General features: G+C 61.8%; 15 protein-coding genes. 3 read left to right on the forward strand and 12 right to left on the reverse strand.

Features of this window, described 5'->3' with window-relative positions; translation table 11 throughout:
* Positions 1-46 precede the first annotated feature (46 nt).
* The 4 genes from HDC29_RS00690 to HDC29_RS00705 form a co-directional block, all read right to left on the reverse strand.
* On the reverse strand, positions 47-1,339 hold the full coding sequence (locus HDC29_RS00690; protein WP_218844267.1) for a CoA transferase: 1,293 nt from the start codon (positions 1,337-1,339) through the stop codon (positions 47-49).
* Between the two features lie 108 nt (positions 1,340-1,447).
* Positions 1,448-1,933: an acyl dehydratase gene (locus HDC29_RS00695; protein WP_179493555.1), complete on the reverse strand. Its 486-nt coding sequence runs from the start codon at positions 1,931-1,933 to the stop codon at positions 1,448-1,450.
* Between the two features lie 13 nt (positions 1,934-1,946).
* Entirely contained in the window at positions 1,947-3,113 is a 1,167-nt protein-coding gene (locus HDC29_RS00700; protein WP_179493556.1) for an acyl-CoA dehydrogenase family protein, read from the reverse strand.
* A gap of 31 nt (positions 3,114-3,144) precedes the next feature.
* A complete protein-coding gene (locus HDC29_RS00705) occupies positions 3,145-4,650 on the reverse strand; it encodes an aldehyde dehydrogenase family protein (protein ID WP_179493557.1) in 1,506 nt (501 codons plus the stop codon).
* Positions 4,651-5,256: 606 nt separating this feature from the next.
* On the opposite strand from HDC29_RS00705, the gene HDC29_RS00710 reads away from it, so the two are divergent.
* Both HDC29_RS00710 and HDC29_RS00715 read left to right on the forward strand, forming a co-directional pair.
* Positions 5,257-6,558: an aspartate aminotransferase family protein gene (locus HDC29_RS00710; RefSeq protein ID WP_218844268.1), complete on the forward strand. Its 1,302-nt coding sequence runs from the start codon at positions 5,257-5,259 to the stop codon at positions 6,556-6,558.
* A gap of 280 nt (positions 6,559-6,838) precedes the next feature.
* Positions 6,839-7,576: an SDR family NAD(P)-dependent oxidoreductase gene (locus HDC29_RS00715; RefSeq protein ID WP_179493558.1), complete on the forward strand. Its 738-nt coding sequence runs from the start codon at positions 6,839-6,841 to the stop codon at positions 7,574-7,576.
* A 291-nt stretch (positions 7,577-7,867) separates the two neighbouring features.
* On the opposite strand, the gene HDC29_RS00720 is transcribed toward HDC29_RS00715, so the two are convergent.
* A complete protein-coding gene (locus HDC29_RS00720) occupies positions 7,868-8,794 on the reverse strand; it encodes a LysR family transcriptional regulator (protein ID WP_179493559.1) in 927 nt (308 codons plus the stop codon).
* 115 nt (positions 8,795-8,909) lie between these two features.
* Here HDC29_RS00720 and HDC29_RS19100 point away from each other — a divergent pair, with 115 nt between their 5' ends.
* Positions 8,910-9,113 carry an NAD(P)-binding domain-containing protein gene (locus tag HDC29_RS19100; RefSeq protein WP_218844269.1) on the forward strand — a complete coding sequence of 68 codons (204 nt, stop codon included), beginning with the start codon at positions 8,910-8,912 and terminating at the stop codon, positions 9,111-9,113.
* A gap of 461 nt (positions 9,114-9,574) precedes the next feature.
* On the opposite strand, the gene HDC29_RS00730 is transcribed toward HDC29_RS19100, so the two are convergent.
* The 7 genes from HDC29_RS00730 to HDC29_RS00760 all read right to left on the reverse strand — a co-directional run bounded on the left by HDC29_RS00730 (position 9,575) and on the right by HDC29_RS00760 (position 18,208).
* On the reverse strand, positions 9,575-10,234 hold the full coding sequence (locus HDC29_RS00730) for a DsbA family oxidoreductase (protein WP_179493560.1): 660 nt from the start codon (positions 10,232-10,234) through the stop codon (positions 9,575-9,577).
* Between the two features lie 345 nt (positions 10,235-10,579).
* Positions 10,580-11,716, reverse strand: coding sequence for a Gfo/Idh/MocA family protein (locus HDC29_RS00735; RefSeq protein ID WP_179493561.1), 1,137 nt, complete (start codon positions 11,714-11,716; stop codon positions 10,580-10,582).
* 161 nt (positions 11,717-11,877) lie between these two features.
* Positions 11,878-12,600 carry an alpha/beta fold hydrolase gene (locus HDC29_RS00740; protein ID WP_179493562.1) on the reverse strand — a complete coding sequence of 241 codons (723 nt, stop codon included), beginning with the start codon at positions 12,598-12,600 and terminating at the stop codon, positions 11,878-11,880.
* Positions 12,601-12,736: 136 nt separating this feature from the next.
* Positions 12,737-13,753 carry an aldo/keto reductase gene (locus tag HDC29_RS00745; RefSeq protein WP_179497099.1) on the reverse strand — a complete coding sequence of 339 codons (1,017 nt, stop codon included), beginning with the start codon at positions 13,751-13,753 and terminating at the stop codon, positions 12,737-12,739.
* 16 nt (positions 13,754-13,769) lie between these two features.
* The gene (locus HDC29_RS00750) at positions 13,770-14,867 is read right to left on the reverse strand and encodes a Gfo/Idh/MocA family protein (protein WP_179493563.1); all 1,098 of its coding nucleotides are present in this window, start codon (positions 14,865-14,867) and stop codon (positions 13,770-13,772) included.
* 132 nt (positions 14,868-14,999) lie between these two features.
* Positions 15,000-15,956 (reverse strand): LysR family transcriptional regulator, encoded by a 957-nt coding sequence (locus tag HDC29_RS00755; protein WP_218844270.1) that lies wholly within the window; start codon positions 15,954-15,956, stop codon positions 15,000-15,002.
* Between the two features lie 779 nt (positions 15,957-16,735).
* Positions 16,736-18,208 carry an aldehyde dehydrogenase family protein gene (locus HDC29_RS00760; RefSeq protein WP_179493565.1) on the reverse strand — a complete coding sequence of 491 codons (1,473 nt, stop codon included), beginning with the start codon at positions 18,206-18,208 and terminating at the stop codon, positions 16,736-16,738.
* Between the last annotated feature and the right edge of the window lie 61 nt (positions 18,209-18,269).

Raw genomic sequence — 18,269 nt, forward strand, 5'->3', positions numbered from 1 at the left:
CATATGGCAGGACGCTTTGCGGCGGCTGCGAAGGCGCGCTGCGCCCTCACAGATTGTCCTGCTGTTCCTCTCCGGCATGGGGCGGCTTGTCGCCCAAATATATGACGCTATCGCGCGCGAGCTTTTCGATCACCTCGGCGGAATAGCCAAGATCATCCAGAACGGCCCGCGAGTGCTGGCCGAGGCTGGGCGCCGGAAGGCGAACACTCATCGGCGTGCGTTCGAAGCGGGCGGCAGGGCGCACAAATCTCGTCTTGCCCTCACTCGGATGATCCATGGTTTCGAACATCCCCACCGCCTTCAGGTGCGGGTGGTCGGGCAGATCCTCGATGTTGTAAATCCGCGTTGCGGGGATATCGAGCTCTTCGCAAATCGATAGCCATTCATCGGTGGTTCGCGCCGGCGTGATCTCGTTCAGTCTGTCGTAGAGCATGCGGACGGCCGAATTCACCTTGAAGCGGTCACCGATGTCGCATTCTTCCAGAACCGCGGCATGGCCAAGATGGGCGAACAGATCGGCCCAATGCTTCGGGCTGTAGGGGAGCATGGCGACATAGCCATCGGCCGTTCGCGAAGGCCGCCGCCCGCCGCTCAGGATACGGGCATATCCCGCCGGACCCGCAGGGGGTTCGAATGCCATCCCGCCCATATGTTCGGCCAAGACGAACTCGACCAGGGTTTCGTACATCGGGACTTCGACATATTGGCCCTCTCCGGTCCGCGCCTTATGCACCAACGCGGCAAGCACAGCGCCGGATACCGCGACACCCGCCAGTTTGTCGGCAACGAGGCTTGGCGTATATTCCGGTCGGCCACTCGCCGCGCCAACCAGACCCACGAGGCCGCAAGCTGCCTGAATGATGTCGTCGAACGCCGGCTTGTTTCGATCGGGACCGTCCTGGCCGAAGCCTGTCGCCGCACAATAGATGACTTCGGGATTGACCGCCTTGACGGCTTCATATCCCAGGCCCAGCCGCTCCATGGCGGGGACGCGCATATTGTGGATGACAATATCGACCGACGCGGCGATTTCCAAAGCTATCCTTCGGCCCTCGTCGGTTTTCAGGTCGACCGCCAGCGAGCGCTTGTTCCTGTTGATTGCCAGGAAGATGGAACTCATGCCGAGGTTACGGGCGGCACCGTTGGCACGCATCATATCGCCGGTGGTGGCCTCGATCTTTATGATATCGGCACCGTGGTCGCCGAGTATCTGCGTGGCAACCGGGCCGAGGACGACCGATGTGAGATCGAGCACCCGGATGCCCGTCAGAGGACCGGCTGCAGTTGGCGATGCGGGTTCGCCATCCGGCGACACGGCTCGATGGCTAGGCGTCGTCACGGTTTTTTCCCCCTGAAATGGTGACAGCGGCGAACGCGTCGGGTGCAGATCGCGCCGGTGCTGGGCGGCCGGGGTGCAGCGGGGTGGTCGCGCGGAAAGGCCAGGGCATCACCCGGCGCTCTCTGTTTCGCCATGGGTATCCCGGAGACGTAACAAACGCAGCGGCTGATACTGCAGAACAGGCCGTTCATTTTGATCCACCACGATATTGCGCGTGCGAACCAGTCCACGGTCTTTCCTGGACGTTAATCGCGCCTCGATGACCTCGCACTCGACATGGATTGTATCGCCGAGGCGCGTCGGCGCTAGGACTTCCATATCGGTGTGGAGAAATGCGAGCCCGGCCCGGGCGAGGGTGGGGACGATCAGCCCCTCCGCAAAAGCCATCACCATGAGTGCGGGCACGGGACGCCCCTCGATCGCATTGTCGGCGCGATCATGCTGATTGGTGAACAGCTCTTCGGTGAACCAGCTCAGATTGATGTAGGCTGCAAGGTCAGCCTCCAGTAATGTGCGGCCAGGGCTGTGCCACCGCATGCCCAATGCGAGGTCGCCGAAAAACAGACCGCTGCCGATCAAGCCCAAATCTTTCATGCGATTCGCGCGCCTAATATGAGCGAGGAAGGCCGAGGACCTTCTCCGCGATAAAACACATGATCAGCTGGATGCTGACGGGCGCGATGCGCAAAAGCATCGCCTCGCGCATGTAGCGTTCGACATGATATTCCTTGGCATATCCGAAGCCGCCATGGGTGAGGACCGCGGCTTCGCAGGCTTTGAATCCTGCTTCACCGGCCAGATATTTGCCTGCATTGGCTTCGGCGCCGCAGGACAGGCCAGTATCGTAGCGCCAGGCGGAATTCATCACCATGAGATTGGCGGCTTCGAGCTCCATCCAGCATTTGGCGAGAGGATGCTGAATCCCCTGATTCTGTCCGATCGGACGATCGAAAACGATCCGCTCATTGGCATATTGCGCCGCCCGTTTGAGCGCCGCCCGGCCAAGCCCGATTGCCGCGGCTGCCGCCAGCGATCGTTCGGGATTCAGTCCGTGCAGGATGTGGTAAAAGCCCTTCCCCTCCTCGCCGATCAGATCGGCGGCGGGCACCGGCAGGTTCTCGATGAACAATTCGTTGGAATCGACGGCCTTGCGCCCGAGTTTTTCGATCTCGCGCACATCGATATAGCGCCGGTCGAGGTCGGTGTAGAACAGGCTCAATCCGTCCGTCGGTTTCTTGACGTCCTCCAAGGGGGTCGTCCGTGCCAGAATCAGCATTTTTTCCGCAACCTGCGCCGTACTGATCCATACCTTGTGCCCGGTCACGAAATAGGTGTCGCCTTCGCGCCGCGCGAATGTCTTGAGCTGCGTGGTATTTAGTCCGGTGTTTGGTTCGGTTACCGCGAAACACGCCTTTTCGGCTCCCGCGATCAGCGGCGGAAGGATGCGTTGTTTTTGTTCGTCTGTCCCGAACACCACGACCGGATTGAGACCGAAGATGTTCATGTGGACGGCGGAGACGCCGCTCATTCCGGCGCCGGACTCGCTGATCGCCTGGATAAGGATGGCGGCTTCCAGGATTCCCAGCCCGGCACCGCCATATTCCTCCGGCATGCAGATGCCGAGCCAGCCGCCATCTGCAATGGCTTTGTGGAAATCCAGCGGAAAGCCGCCGTTGCGGTCACGGTCCAACCAATATTCGGCGTCAAAACGAGCGCATAATCGCAACACCGAGTCGCGTATCTCGTTTTGCTGTCCTGTCATTTCGAAATTCATGGGCGAGTTGTCCGGTCTGGAAGGTGAGATATTAATTGTGAAAATAGAGAGACTGGGGCGTCGTGTAGGCGAGATAGCCGTGCTCACCGCCATCGATGCCAAGTCCAGATTCCTTTTGCGGTTCAAAATAGCGGGCGGTCCCGAGTTCGGGACCGGTCGAGCGCGCCGCATCGACCGAGGAAAAGATGGATATGCCGCCGGCTCGAATGTTACGGGCCAGCTTGTAGCCATGGTCGGATCGCGCGGTCCAAACACTTGCCGATAGACCGAATTCGGTGTCGTTCGCCAACGCGATCGCATCGTCCAGATCGTCGAACAGCTCGACCGTCATCAGCGGGCCGAAGACTTCTTCCTTTTGCAGGACCGAACCTCTGGGCAGCCCGGTAACAATGCTGGGCAATGCATAATAACCATCGCCCTGCATGTCGCCGCGCGGGCAGCCAAGGTTGATAACTTCACCCAGCGCTCCGGCCTTGGCGTAATATCCTCTGACCCGGGCAAGCTGGCCCCTGCTGGCGAGAGGGCCGAGCCGCGTGGCCGGATCGGCCGGATCGCCTACTCGCCATTCACGAGCGGCAGACATCAGGCCGTCGATCGCCTGCTGTTCCCGAGCTCGCGGGATCAGCAGCCGTGTCTTGGCAACGCACCATTGCCCGGTATTCCAGAAGGCGGAAAAGAAAAGCAGCGCCCAGATCCGCTCGTCTTCGAATGCGTCGTCGAGCACGACTTGCGGCGACTTTCCGCCGCACTCCAGCAGCACCGGCTTGAAGTTCGTGCTCGCGGCGGCGCGCGCCACCGCGTGGCCCGTGGCGCTCGACCCGGTGAAGGCGACGAGGTTCAGGTCGGGATGTTCGGCAAGGCGTGCGCCCGCCACGGGCCCCGCCCCGATTACGGCATTGAAGGCGCCGTTCGGCAAACCGGCTTCCGAGGCTAGGCGCGCCAACAGGAGCGTGGTTCTGGGGCACAGCTCGGAGGCTTTGACGACGATCGTGTTTCCGGCCGCAAGCGCTGGGGCTAACCGCAGAAGGACGTTCATGACGGGAACATTCCACGGAACGATCGCGCCGACGACACCGCGCGGGCGGCGCAGCACTACACCCATCCGGCGCTCCTCGGACCGGAACATGTCTCCATTCACGGTATCGATCTTGGCCGCATAAGTCCGGATTATATCGCCTGCCGCGGCGTTAAGCGCGGCGGCGTCGCTGCTCGGTCTGCCCACCTCGAGCATTTCGAGCAGCGTCAGCTCGGCCGCATGCTCGTCTATCAGATCAGCATAGCCGAGGAGCAGCTTCTTGCGGTCATAGGGCGACAATGAACCCCAGCTTCCCTCGAAGCAGCGGCGCGCGGAGGACATGGCAAGATCAACGGTTCGGGCGTCCGCCATTACCGTGTCGCCAAGATCTGCATCGTTGGCGGGATTTCGATGTGACATGACCTCGCCGACATCATCAACGGCTCGGCCGTCGATCCAGGATGAACGCATGGCGGACATCAGGGCAATTCCGCTTGAGATATCTGCGCGGTTAGGTTTCACGGGCATCTTCCCCTGACGAAGTGGCGGCATTGGTCGTTTGGCGCGAAGGCGAGCGACCGGATTAACTCGACGCGATGTGGAGGCAGACTGCCGTTTTCCGCGCCTCACGCGCTGCGCGTGATGGCATTGTAATTTCCAAGGCGGCTGTTCATCACGCCGCTTTCGACGCGATGGCTCACCCCAAGGGACGGCTGCGATCGCATGCCCCTATGATCTTTCACCTCAAGCCCGCCTGGCGCAAACTTTTCCCGATTCCGACGATAATGCTACTGTTGATCTGCGGCCTAACCCCCGCAAACCGCACCTTCAAATATCAGTTTGTTGAAGATCAATATCCGACAGATATCAGCCCAGAGTTAGCTTGCGGGCTTTGCGAGCCCTTGCTGGCCAAAAATGTCAAGCCGACTGGGTAGCTGATCCTATCGGGTTGCCGGTCAATACGCATCGGCCTTGCCGTTCAAAACAGCGATAATTCAGGATTGAAAAAATGTTCTCATGAATTGGAGAGAAGTATTTGCGTTTATCGCTTGTGCTGTCGTCGGGCTAATAATCGCCCGAACATCATCGATATACGTCGATGTCAAAGTCTGAAGGGGCGGCACCAAAATGAATAACCCGGTAAATGGCATGGATCGCTCGTTGTGGGATGCCGCCGACAAGTATCTGCTTCGCTATATGGGCGTCAGTGGCAGCTTTGTTCCCTTTGTGCCGGAGCGCGCCAAGGGATCTTGGCTTTATGATGCATCTGGCCGGAAGGTGCTCGATTTTACCTCCGGTCAAATGAGTTCGGTGCTGGGCCATGCGCATCCCGATCTGGTCGAAGCGCTGCGAGACGCTGCCGGTCAACTCGACCATCTTTTCAGCATGATGATCTCCAAGCCGGTGGTCGATCTCGCTGAAGCACTCGCCGACCTTGTGCCGGACTTGCCCCGCTCGATGTTCCTTTCGACGGGCGGCGAATCCGTCGAGGCGGCCATCAAGCTCGCCAAGGTCGTTACCGGCAGGTGGGAGGTGGTGGGGTTTGCCCAATCCTATCACGGGTCGACGGGGGTTGCCGCCTCGGCGACTTATTCTCTGGGGCGCCGCGGCCAGGGCCCGCTCATGCCGGGCCAGTTCGCAATTCCGGCGCCCAATGCCTTTCGCCCCCGCTTTCCGGGTGTAACCTGGCAGCAGGAGCTCGATGACAGCTTCGCCCTGCTCGATCGCCAGTCGACGGGCAATCTCGCGGCGTTTGTCGCAGAGCCTGTGCTGAGCACCGGTGGGGTAATCGACCTGCCTCCCGGATACCTCCCCGCGCTCAAAAAGCACTGCGAACAACGCGGCATGCTTCTCATCATAGACGAGGCGCAAACCAGTCTTGGCCGAACCGGCGAAATGTTCGCGTTCGAACGGGATGACTTTACGCCGGATATCCTGCTTCTATCCAAGACGCTGGGGGCTGGCATGGCCATGTCGTCGGTGTCGACCACGGACGAAATCGCGGCGGCCGGGGAAGCGGGCGGGTTCATGTTTGCAACGACACATGTCAACGACCCGCTGCCTGCGGCTGTCGCGCTCAAGGTGCTCGAAGTCATCAAGCGCGATCAACTGCTTGACCGATCGAAACAACTCAGCAGCCGCCTCGTGAAGGGGCTTCAGAACCTGATGCAAAAGCATCAATGCATCGGCGATGTGCGCGGACGCGGCCTCCTTCTCGGCGTCGAATTCGTGCCGCATAAGGGTCTAACCGGCACCGAAATTGTATCGCGTGTGACGCGGCTGGCGCTTGAGAATGGTGTCTCGGCAAATATCACCGGAGCTTTCTCGGGCGGCACGATGCGTCTGGCGCCTCCGATTACGGCAACAGAGGATGAGATCGACTTCGGTCTGGAGGTTCTTGATACTGCGATCACCCAAGCCACAGCCTGAGCGTAACCGTGGTGTGGAGGCCGCCTTGCAGGAAGCTGCTTTGGGGTAATGTTAGCCGCTCTTTGCCAGGAGTGGTGATGAGCGAGGATATGGCGAGCGGTCGCGAACTGACACTCCTATTGCAAACGATCCGTTGAAGATAAATCAATTGATTTGCCGCTTATTGTGAAGCGGTATCCTGTCCATCTTCAGGGTGCGGCGCCAACATCGATCACGTGATGATCGGCGAATATCGCAATGGCAGCGCGCACGTCGCGCAAACACTGAGGAAGGAATTTCGATGACTGAGTTGGCTGGAAAACGCGCACTTGTGACCGGAGCGTCACGCGGGATTGGTGCGGCTATCGCAGTTGCGCTGGCGGGAAAAGGCGCAGACGTTGCCATCACCTACGCGCATTCCGCCGATCGCGCGGCAAAGGTGGTGGAATTAATAGAGAGCAAGGGCCGTGCCGCCGTTGCAATTCAGGCCGATAGCGCAGATCCGATTGCAATCGCGCGCTCGGTGGATGAGGCAGTGAAAGCGCTCGGGGGTCTTGATATTCTCGTCAACAACGCGGCGATCGCCACCTACAAGGACGTTGCGGACTTCACGGTCGACGAGATCGACGCGCTCTTTGCCGTCAATGCCCGGTCTCCGGTCCTGGCATCTCAGGCGGCCATGCCCCACCTCTCTGCCGGGGGGCGCATTATCACGATCGGGTCCGCCGGCGCCGAGCGAATTGTCGGGCCATCAACGGTTTACTCGATGACGAAATCCGCGCTCCAATCATTTACGCGAGGGTTGGCACGCGAACTGGGTCCTCGTGATATCACCGTCAATCTGGTGCAGCCTGGTTCAACGAATACGGAAATGAACCCGGCCGAAGGCGAATTCGGTGATTTCCAGCGAGCGTTGATCCCACTGGGGCGGTATGGCGAGCCAGAAGACGTGGCAGCTGCGGTCGCATTTCTCGCATCGAATGCCGCGCGCCAGATCACGGGCACCATCCTGACGGTTGATGGAGGTACGCTTACCTAAAGACCTAGGCCATTACAGTGAGGGCTGCGATCGCTCCACCGCGAAACCGGGTAAGGTTCCCAGCGCTCGCAGCCACCTCACTCAAAACCTCCTCTGGTTCGCCTAAAGGCTGATGCCAAGGTGTGATCAAGGCGCCCTAAGAACTATGGGCTAACAGAACGCATATATTTTTTGGGGCACCTCGCTCCGCTCCAGCAGCGCCGGGCCTTTCGGCACCTGTTTGGAAGGAGGCAATGGAGGTGCCCATCATTTATCTAAGACAATCGTCAGGGAATGGATTACGCTGGCTTACTAGAGGCTTCCCGCGAACCGTGCGCTGATGCGCTCTCGACGAAAATGTTCCGTGTAAAAGTCGATGAATGCTCTGGTCTTGCGCGGCTGCAAGGCGCGACCTGAGTGGTAGAGCGATATTGATCCCGCATCCGCATACCATTTCGGCAGGATGCGTTTCAGCGCGCCGCTTTCCAAATGCGGAAGCGCGTCCGACACAGCCACCATTGCGATACCAAGCCCCGCAAGGGCCGCTTGGACCATTGGGGCGGAATCGCTCATAATGATTGTCTCCTTTAACAGCGCGCGCTCCTCATCCCCCTGAGCATTCCGCATCATCCATTGTCGGATGCGACCCGATGTAGAGAAGCGCATGAGAATCCCATCGTGTTCAGCGAGATCAGCAGGGCTCGTAGGTAGAGCTTTTCTGCCGAAATAGCTTGGCGCGCAGACGGCGACGACGTGAACGGGCGCTAGTGCCTTGGCAACAATTCCGGGATTTAGGTCAAAACCTCCGCCGATCGCGACGTCGAAACCTTCCGCAACCAAGTCGACTTGGCGGCTGTCGAAATGCCAATCGGGCCGGATGCCCGGATACCTGCTGAGAAATTCTGGCAGCGCGGGAAGGACGTAGCCCATGGCGAAGGAGAGGCTCAGGCTTACTTTCAGGACGCCGACTGGCTCGCCCTTGATCTGCGAGGCGCCGTCGATTGCGCTCTGAAGGTCGGCAAGGCTGTCGCCGATGCTTTGCAAGAAGGCTTCACCCTCTTCCGTCAGGGCCAACTTGCGTGTTGAGCGATGGAATAGCCGCACGCCTAAGTTTCGTTCGAGCATGCCGACGTTCCGGCTGACTGCCGCCGGCGTGAGGGAGAGTCGGCGAGCCGCGCCCGAGAAGCTGTTTGCCTCCGCGCTACGGACGAACGCTTCCAGGTTGGCGAGTGTCTCCATGTAATTAAACCTTCAAGCAAGAATTGAAACTTAAATAATCCATCTGTGACTTTTGATATGTCTATCTGCGACCCATTTTCTGGTCAACGGAAACACGTGATTGAAGTATTGGCTCATGACGAGTGGTATTATCGGCGCAGGCAATATCGGCGGTGTGTTCGCGAAAGCGTTAGGCAAGGCAGGCATTGAGCCCGCCATCGCGAACAGCCGCGGACCTGACAGTATCGCGGGGCTCGCCTCCACGTTCGGAGGCTCAATTCGGGCTGGAACGGTCAAGGAAGCTGCAGCACGGGACTTCGTTCTTGTGGCTGTCCAGTGATGGGAAATTCCCGGCGCGCTCGCGGGTCTGGATTTCGGCGGCAAGATCGTGATCGATGCCAATAACCCCTTCTAGGCGCCGCTCTATCGCCCGGTCGATCTGGGTGGCCGCATTTTTGGATGTATTTGCGGACCTCGTTCCCGGTGCGCGGGTCTTGAAGGCGTTCAACCATCTCACCCGAGCTCACTTGCCGGGCGATCCGCAATCGGAAAGCAGCAAGCGCGTTCTCTTTATTCGGGCGACGATCGGCGGGCCGAGGCTGAGGTAGCCGCCATCATCGACCAGATTGGCTTTTTCGGCATCGATCTCGGCTCGATCTCAATTGGCGGTTAGCTGGTGCAATTCCCCGGTGGACCCCTGCCGGCGCGCTGAGCGTCCCACCTCAAACGCGGTGTCCATTCGGCTGCGAGCGTGGAAATGCGCTGACGCAGTGAGGCGATGCGTTCGGTGCATCGTCGGCGTCAGCTGGCATCGCCGCCTTCGGCGGCAAGATCACGCAGCCGCCGCTCAAACTCCTCGGGGGGTTGCGCGCCGGAAATTAAGTGCCGGTCGTTGACGATCACCGTCGGAACGCTGTTGATACCGCGACTACGCCAAAGCTCCTCCTCGGCACGGACCTCTTCGACGTATCGATCGGATTCCAGCACCGCACGCGCCGCTGATCCGTCCAGACCGACCTCCTCCGCGGCCACCACGAGAGCAGAACGGTCGCCCGGATCGACCTGATCGGTCCAATATAGAGCCAGCAAGCGGCGCTTCATGTCGAGCTGCCGTCCCTCATCCTTTGCCCAAGCGAGCAGCCGATGCGCGTCGAACGTATTGTAGATGCGGCTCTCATCGGAAGTGTTCATGGTGACGCCGACGCTGGCGGCACGTGCCCGGATCATATCGCGGCTGGAGCGAATCTGGTCGTGCGGCATGCCGAACTTCCTGCTGATGTGCTCCAAGCCGTTCTGCCCGCCCGCCTGCATGTCCGGGCTCAGCTCATAGGGATGGAACGTGATGTCGGCGTCGACCTGGCCCTCCAAGGCCGCGAGCGCCTGCTCCAGACCTCCTACCCCGATCGCGCACCAGGGGCAGGCGATATCCGAAATGAAGTCGATCTTGAGCTTGGTGGTCACGGCGAAGTCTCCTACTGATTGCATCATAAGTCGATTCTGCCGTCGGGCGACAAGCCCGCCGACGGGATGAGACTATCATCAACGAGGATGATGACGGCGCGGCGGGAGCCGGACGCCGGACTCGCGGAGTCGGTTCGGCTCCGCTTTGAAAACTATTATAACAGCGCCTAGAAACGTAGCTCCAGCAGAAGGCCAGTGAACATCGCGGCTTCTGCATCCGCGCTGTGACAGCCATAGCCGTCGACCGAGAGCCACCCTCAAAAGCCGGTCATGCACGATCGCTCGGCCTTCCGGTTGCACGCGCAGAGATAAGCGACGCGGGCGGATCATGGATATTCCTTGGTTTTAGCGATTGGAGTTGACTAGGTCGGGTTGGGCCAGATGCTGGCGATGACCCGTTTCAGAGGCCTGTGTGATCGCCTCGAGCACCCGGTGACGCTCGAGTGCGACCGCGAAGTCCGGCGCATCTGAGGTTCCATCGCGGAGGTCGGCGGCAAGCTGGGCATAGAGGCGGGCGACGCCCGCCGCGGGCGGGTCGAGTTGCAGGTCGGGAGCCGCGTATGCCGGTGGGACGTGTAGCTGCTGGACAGGCTCGCTGCTGCGGCGCAACGTGATGGTAATATCGCCGAAGTGGATGTAGCCCGACGCCGTCTCGACTCGCAGCCGGCCTTCGGTGCCCTGGATCTCCCAAACCACCCCCGCGGACTGCCCGGCACTGTAGTGCAGCGAAGTGACGATCCCGCCTTCGAGAACGCCGGCGACGATGATCTCGTCCGGCGCGTCCTTCGGGAGGGACGTGCCATCCGAGAGGTGAATGCCGTCGCCGCGCTGATTGGAGACGACGGCGGACAGGCTCTCGAATGCGCCGAGTACATGCGCGAGCGGTTGGAGCGCGTGGCCGAGCATGATGCTTTGAAGCGTGGCGCCATTCCCTGCGTGAGCCATGTATTCGAACGGCGGGTCATATCGGCCGACCCACATGTCGTCGTTCAGATGCGCTCGGATGCTCGTGCTGAGCGGCCTGCCGATCACGCCCTGCCGGACGAGGTCGCGAAGGTAGCGGATCGGCGGGTGCAGGCCGCCCTGCAACCCGATAACCGTGCGCAGCCGCCGTTCGCGGGCGAACCTCTCCAGCGCTTCGGCTTCCGATAGGTTTCGCGCGAGCGGCCATTCGCAATAGACCATTTTGCCCGCAGCGAGCGCGTCGGAAACGATCTGCTTGTGCTCCGGTACCTTAACCGCAACCACCACCAAGTCGACCTCCGGCCGAAGGACCAGCGCCTGATGCGTGTCGAAGGCGAGATCGGCACCCAGTTGGTTAGCGGTCGCTTTCGCGCTCTCCATACGAGTCGTGCTGACGGCGCGGATCTGGAACGCGTCGAGCGCCCGCAGCGCCGGTACGTGAGCAATTCCGCCCCAGCCTCGATCGGCACTGGCGCCGACGATACCGACGCCGATCCGGGTGTTTGCTGAATTGATCATGTAGGTGCGCTCCTGTCTGGTGCAGCCTGGGCAATGCTCGCCCGGCTGCTCAACCATGGTTTCATTTCCGGACGAGTGCTTGGGCGCATTGCAAGTGACCAAGCATTGTCGTTCGCGCTGCGGATGCGTGGGTTTGACCCAAGTGAAGCAAGCGCAGGGAGTTAAGATTGAGCCCAATGGGCCTCGAGTTCGCGCGCGACATCGGCCGGACGCTCGTTCATCGGCCAGTGCGAGCTGCGCAGTTTCACGACGGCGCGTGCTTTTGTGGCATTGCCGAGCTCGTCGGCGAATCGGTGCGGCAGAAACGGATCGTCCAGGCCCCAGATCACCAGCGCTGGGGCGGTCACATCGCTCAAACCCGGCTTCCACTCCGCGCCGACCTCAATTGCGGAACGGTAAAGTGCGAGAATGCTTGCCCGCATGGTTGCATCCAGATGCCGAACCGATTCATCCGCCGCATCTCTCGGCATCTGTGCCTCGACGAGATTTGCCGCAAATTCCTCGAGGTCGAGATCTTCCATCCATTGCTCGCCCTGCCCTGGCGTCTGCCAGATCTTGGCAAGATAGTGCCACGGAAACTCCGGATCGATGGGCCCGCTGATTCCGGTCCAGGTCCGCACCAACTCCGGTCGGATCGACGCGAGACGGCCTGTTAGCAGGCTGCCCCAGTCATGACCGACCAGATCCACGGGTTCGCCGATCTCGGCGATCCGGTGGACAAGCCAGTCGAGATACTCTTCCTTTGTCGACCTGAAGTCTGACGGCAACGGATTGCCGAAACCGGGGAGATCGACCGTGATGATGTCGTCCCGCTCAAGATGAGGGCGGACGTCGTCCCAAATCCGGTGGGTGTCGGGTACGCCGTGGACGAGGACTGCAGGCATGTCGTTATCTCCTTGTGATTGCTATCAGGAGAATAGGGAGATGGATGCATTGCGGAAGCCGGCGTTGGAGAAACCGGGCGTTGCCAATCGCGGAACCCCCGCCGTCGTGCGCTCTGTGCGAACGCTGGTAACATGACTATATATCTTGCTCTGCCGCCCGGTTCAGCAGCCAGCCCGGATATTCTATCGGAAGGCGGCTGGCTGCGCCCAGGCGGTGCATGTCGTCGATATCGAGCTCGACCTCCGCTGCCTGGAGATTCTCGTGCAACTGTTCAACGCGCTTTGCGCCTATGATGACGGTGGACACAACGGGCTGTTTTAGCAGCCATGCAATAGCGATCTGTGCTGGCTGGCGCCCATGCTTGATCGCAACTTCCTTCATCACGCCGATCAGCGGTTCCCCACGGATGCGATCGATCGGTGGAAAGTCGAGCTCGGTCTGCCGCGCCGATTCAAGATTGCCGCGATCGGCATATTTGCCGCTGAGATAGCCACCCGCAAGCGGGCTCCAGACCATCATGCCGACCCGTTCGGCGGTGAGCAGCGGCACGATCTCGCGCTCCACGTCCCGGCCGACGAGCGTGTAATAGGCTTGAAGCGACGTGATCGGCGCCAGGTTGCGCGCCCGCGCAATGCCGATCGCCTTCATGATCTGCCAGGCGGCCCAGTTCGAAAGCCCGATGTATCGAACGTCACCGGCGCGCACGAGCGTGTCGAGCGCCTCCAGCGTCTCCTCGATCGGGGTCGCGGGGTCGAAGGCGTGAACCTGGTAGAGGTCGATATGGTCGAGCGCTAACCGGCGCAGGCTGGCATGGCATTCGCTCAGGATGTGTCGGCGCGAAGCGCCGCCCTGGTTCGGCCCTTCGCCCATTGACGAGGCCACCTTCGTTGCCACGATCACGTGATCCCGGGCAACGCCGATGTTCCTCAGCGAGCGGCCGAGAATTTCTTCGCTCCGGCCGTGCGCGTAGACATTCGCCGTGTCGAACAGGTTCACGCCCGCGTCGAGCGCAGCGCCGACCAACGCATCGGCATCCTCCTGTCCCAATTTGCCGACCTGTCCCCACAGGCCGTCCGTGCCGCCGAAGGTCATCGCACCAAAGCAAAGTTCGGACACGAACAATCCGCTGCTGCCAAGTTTGCGCAAGCGCATGATATGTCTCCCTGGATCAGATCGACTGCCGCTCGCCCGATTGCGCCGCCCGCTCGACGGCAGCGACGAGGCGGCTGTTATGGAGCGCGTGGTCGAAGCCAGGCGTGTGGTAGGTGCCTGCCACCAGATCGCGCGCGAGCGAGGCATAGACCTCGCCGACATTGATCGCCGCGCCGGCCCAGAAGTCGGCCGCTGTGGGCCCGACGCCGGTCGCGATGGGCGCGTCGGGAGCGGCAATATCGACGGATGCCGTCAAGCGGAGATCGCCGACCTGCACACCGGCGAGGTGATCGCCGGTCAGTGTGAGGCGTCCTTCCGTGCCGCGGATGTCGAAGCGGAACCGCGCTTCGTCGGCGGGCACGCCGGCCAGCACCTGAACTGACACTGGGGTGCCGATCGCCGTCGCGGCGATAAGGTCCAGATGGTCCGGGATCTCGCGAGTGGAAGTTTCGCCGGTGTCGACCACTTCGATCTGCGGCCAGTGCAACGCGGTGCGCGCATCCACCTGCGTGATGTCGCCGAGCACGGCTTCGATCACGTCGAGGACATGGCCGACGGTGATCGTCATGAAACTGGCGCCGGACGCGGCCTTGTTGAAATAGTCGTAGTTGCTCGTCACTTGCGGTCCATAGCCGAACGTCGTTGCATCGACGCGCGCCGACAACAGGCGGCCGAGTTTGCCCGAAGCGACCAGTTCGGCTGCGCGGCGAACGGCGGGATTGTGCCGGCCTTGTAATCCGATCGCGGTGTGAAGAGATCTGCCAGCTGCCGCCATCGCCTCGGTTTCGGCAAGCGTCGCGCCCAAGGGAGACTCCGCGTAAACCGCCTTGCCCGCGGCCAGCGCGGCCATCACCAGATCATGGTGCGCCGGCACCTTCACGGCGACGGTCACGATGTCAATCCTTTCATCCTCGATGAGCTTGAAAGGGTCGGCATACCAGCGCTCGGCGCCGAACGCCTCGGCGGCCGCCTTGGCGCTTTCCTCGCGACGTGTAGCAACGCCGGCGAGGACCAGCGAGGATTGCGCTGCGAGGGCGGGAATGTGGGATGCGCCCGCCCAGCTGGCCTGCGTGTCCGCGCCGATAATGCCAACACGAAATTTACCGTCCGTCATGATGATGCTCCAGCGATTGGCGCAGAAGTCGCGCCGCTGCCGGACATTTAGGTCATCGGAATGAGCGATCTAAATCGATATCCAGTATGCGTTATTATCCACCGCATGGATGATAATCTTGCTTGCGTCGGCTTAGTAATATTGCTGCCGGAGATCTGCACAGATCTGCTCCGACCTCTGCCAGATTCGGGGAAAAGCACCGGAAAGGCAGGTGCGAAACCAACGCTGGGCGGGGTGTTGGTCGTTCCGGCGGTGCCAGTTGAGGACAAAGGGTACGGGGTTCAGGCGCAGCGGGAAGTCGCTGACATTCAGCTGCTCCGCGCAGCCCGACCGTTGTACGACACTTTCAAGAACCGTAGCGACCATGTCGGAGGCGGCGACCAGTGGGGGGGCGCTCGCCATATGCTGTATGGTCAGCGCAACCCGACGCTTTAAACCCTTGCTGGCGAGCGCCGCGTCGGCCACGTCCAGCCCTTCGTTCTCCGGCGAGACGAGGATGTGTGGGAGCGACAGGAAACGTTCGAGGTCGGGTGTCCGGTTCGCAGCGGGATGGTCCCTCCGCAGGATGCAGACGAACCGTTCCTGAAACAGGGGGGTGGTCAGAATGCGTCCGCGATCGACGGGCGGCAGGCCGATTGCCACATCGACTTCGCCGGCATCGAGCATCCGCGTGGCCTCGTCCCGCGTAGCATAATCGCGGACGCGCAGGTCGACAAGCGGCGCGCGGGCCGCGAGGATGTGCAACAGCGGCGGCAACACGACGCTTTCGGCATGGCCCGACAAGGCGAGCGAGAAAGACATCGACGCAACGCTTGGTTCGAACGCCTGCGTGAAGACCAGCGTGCGCTGGATATCGCGCAACGCGTGCGAAATCGGTTCCGCCAGTTCGAGCGCACGCGGCGTAGGCTGGAGGCCTTTGGGTCCCCGGACGAACAGTTCGTCCTGGAGCAGATCGCGCAGGCGACCCAACGCCGCGCTCATCGCCGGCTGGGTGCGGCCAATTCGCAGGCCGGCGCGGGTGACGTTTCGTTCGGCGATCAACGCGTCGAATGCCACCAGTAAGTTCAGGTCGATGCCATGCAAGTCCATCAAGCGACCCTATCGTCGCAAAAGCCAAGGTGGGCAAGCGGCCGCCGCACCGTTGCAAGACCCTGCGGGGAATCTCGGCGGTCGACCGTGCCCATGCCGGTCACAACGATCGGGCGCGAAATGGATGCGACGAGCCCTGTCGTCGTCGCTGCTTGCCCGACCGCCGCCTTGGAGGCGTCCTGATCGTTTGCCATGGGCGTCAGGATACTCGCGGGCAGCAGTTCCGCCCTCACTAGTCCGAACACGCCAAGAGCAAGCGAGAAGATCGCGAGTCAAGCTGCGTTCGGGTGCTGCTGACGGAGTGCCCGGTGGGTTCCCGTGTCACACGCGAGAAGAGGTTCGCCGGTCAACGTGCGTACTCCCTACCGGGGACAGTGTGCGTACGCCGGTGGACGACAGTGTAGGCGTTGGGACCGATCGCAGCTTTGTGGCTCGCACGGGGTAGCGCGAATAGATGGGCGAGCAGTTGCTTTGATCAAGGCAGCGGATCGCAATGTCGATTACGGCCGCCGCATCCGCTGGTGTCATCCCGTCGTTCACGAGCGACGACAAACCGAGCCTGAGATTGTCCGCCCACAAGGCGAGTCCTGCGGCATCCACAAGGTCGGGCAATTCTTCCGCGAGCATTGCATCTCGCAAACGGGCCTCCAACCGCGTTCGAGCGGGAAGACAGCCATCTGCGGACGCCGGCCCGCTGTGATCATCGGTCAGATCAAGGAGGAAGGTCCTGACATAGTCCCGGACCTGCACCGCCGTCGCTGCCCGGCGACCGGGGGAGATCATTGGTCGCGTCCGGTCATGGCTGTTTGGCCGGGGCGCAGCGCGATATGCTTGTACTCGACGAAGTCCTCGATCGCCGCGACGCCGTTCAGCCTGCCGAGGCCCGAAAGCTTGAACCCGCCTTCTTCCGTGCTGTCATAGACCTTGGCCCAGTCGTTGACGAAAACGCTGCCGACCTCCAGCGCCTGCGCGACCCGCAGCGAACGGTCGAGGTCGCGCGTCCAGACGCTCGCGGACAACCCGAATTCGCTGTCGTTGGCGAGTGCGACCGCCTGTGCTTCGTCGCTGAATCGCTGGATGGTGATGACCGGTCCGAACGTTTCCTCCTGCACGATAGCGAGCCGGTTGTCGTCGACCTCCAGCATCGCGGGTCGGAAGAACGCCCCCGCGGCGAGTGGGCCGTCGGTTACGGGGCCGCCGCGCACGATCGCCCTAGCGCCGGCCGCGATCGCGTCTGTCACGACCTTGTCGACCCGTGCGACATTGGCCTTGTCGATCAGCGGTCCCATGTCGCTCGCAGGGTCGGCTGCCGGGCCCACCCTGACGTTGCGCAGTCGATCGGCAAGGCGGTCGCGCACGACCTCGTAGAGATTGTCCTGCACCAGAAGGCGCGATCCGGTCATGCAGAACTGACCGGCGAACACCGTCAGCGCCTTTTCGAGGACCGGGATCATGGATGCGACATCGGCGTCGTCGAACACGATCATCGGCGCCTTGCCGCCGAGTTCGAGGCCGAAGCGCTTTATTCGCCGCGCTCCGACCGCGCCGATCGCCGCGCCGGTCCTCGTGCTGCCGGTGAAGCTGATCATTGGCACATCCTCGCTCTCGACGAGGTGCGCAGCGCCCTCCGAGCCGCTCTCGGCGAAGATGTTGACGACGCCTGCGGGCAGGTCGGGCGCTTCGGCAAATATCTCGGACAGCACAGAGGCGACCTGCGCTGCCTGACCCGACATCTTGACGACCACTGTGCAACCGGCGGCCAGCGCCGGTGCGAACGACCGGACTGCGAGGATGACCGGGGAGTTCCAAGGTACGATGACTCCCGCCACCCCTATCGGTTGGCGTAGCACGATCGAGATGCTTCCCGGCCGTGGCTGCAGGGCGCGCCCAGCCTCGGTACGAGCCATTGCCGCCCAGTAGCGCAGCTTGCTTGGCGAACCGTCGGCTTCGAGCGCTGCCTCGCTCCCGATCTTGCCGTTCTCGAGTGAGAGGATGGCGATCAGCCGCTCGCGATGGCGTTCCATCGCGGCTGCCATCTGATCGAGCACTCGGGCGCGCAACTCGGCATCATGCGCCCATGGTGTCCGGCGGAACGCCGTCGCGGCGGCGTTGACCGCATCGCGCGCGGCGGTAGCCCCGTCGTCGGCATAGCTCCCGAACGTCTCGTAGGTCGCCGGGTTGATCGAAGGGGAGAGCGCCACCGGCGCGGCGAAGGCGCCGTTGATCCAGTTTCGGGCCGGAGAGTTCGTCATCGCGTCGTCCTTTGCGAAGGGGTGCGGGCGTGCCGATCCGTGGCATGCGCGTCATGGCCCG

Source organism: Sphingopyxis sp. JAI108, assembly GCF_013410105.1.
Classification (GTDB): domain Bacteria; phylum Pseudomonadota; class Alphaproteobacteria; order Sphingomonadales; family Sphingomonadaceae; genus Sphingopyxis; species Sphingopyxis chilensis.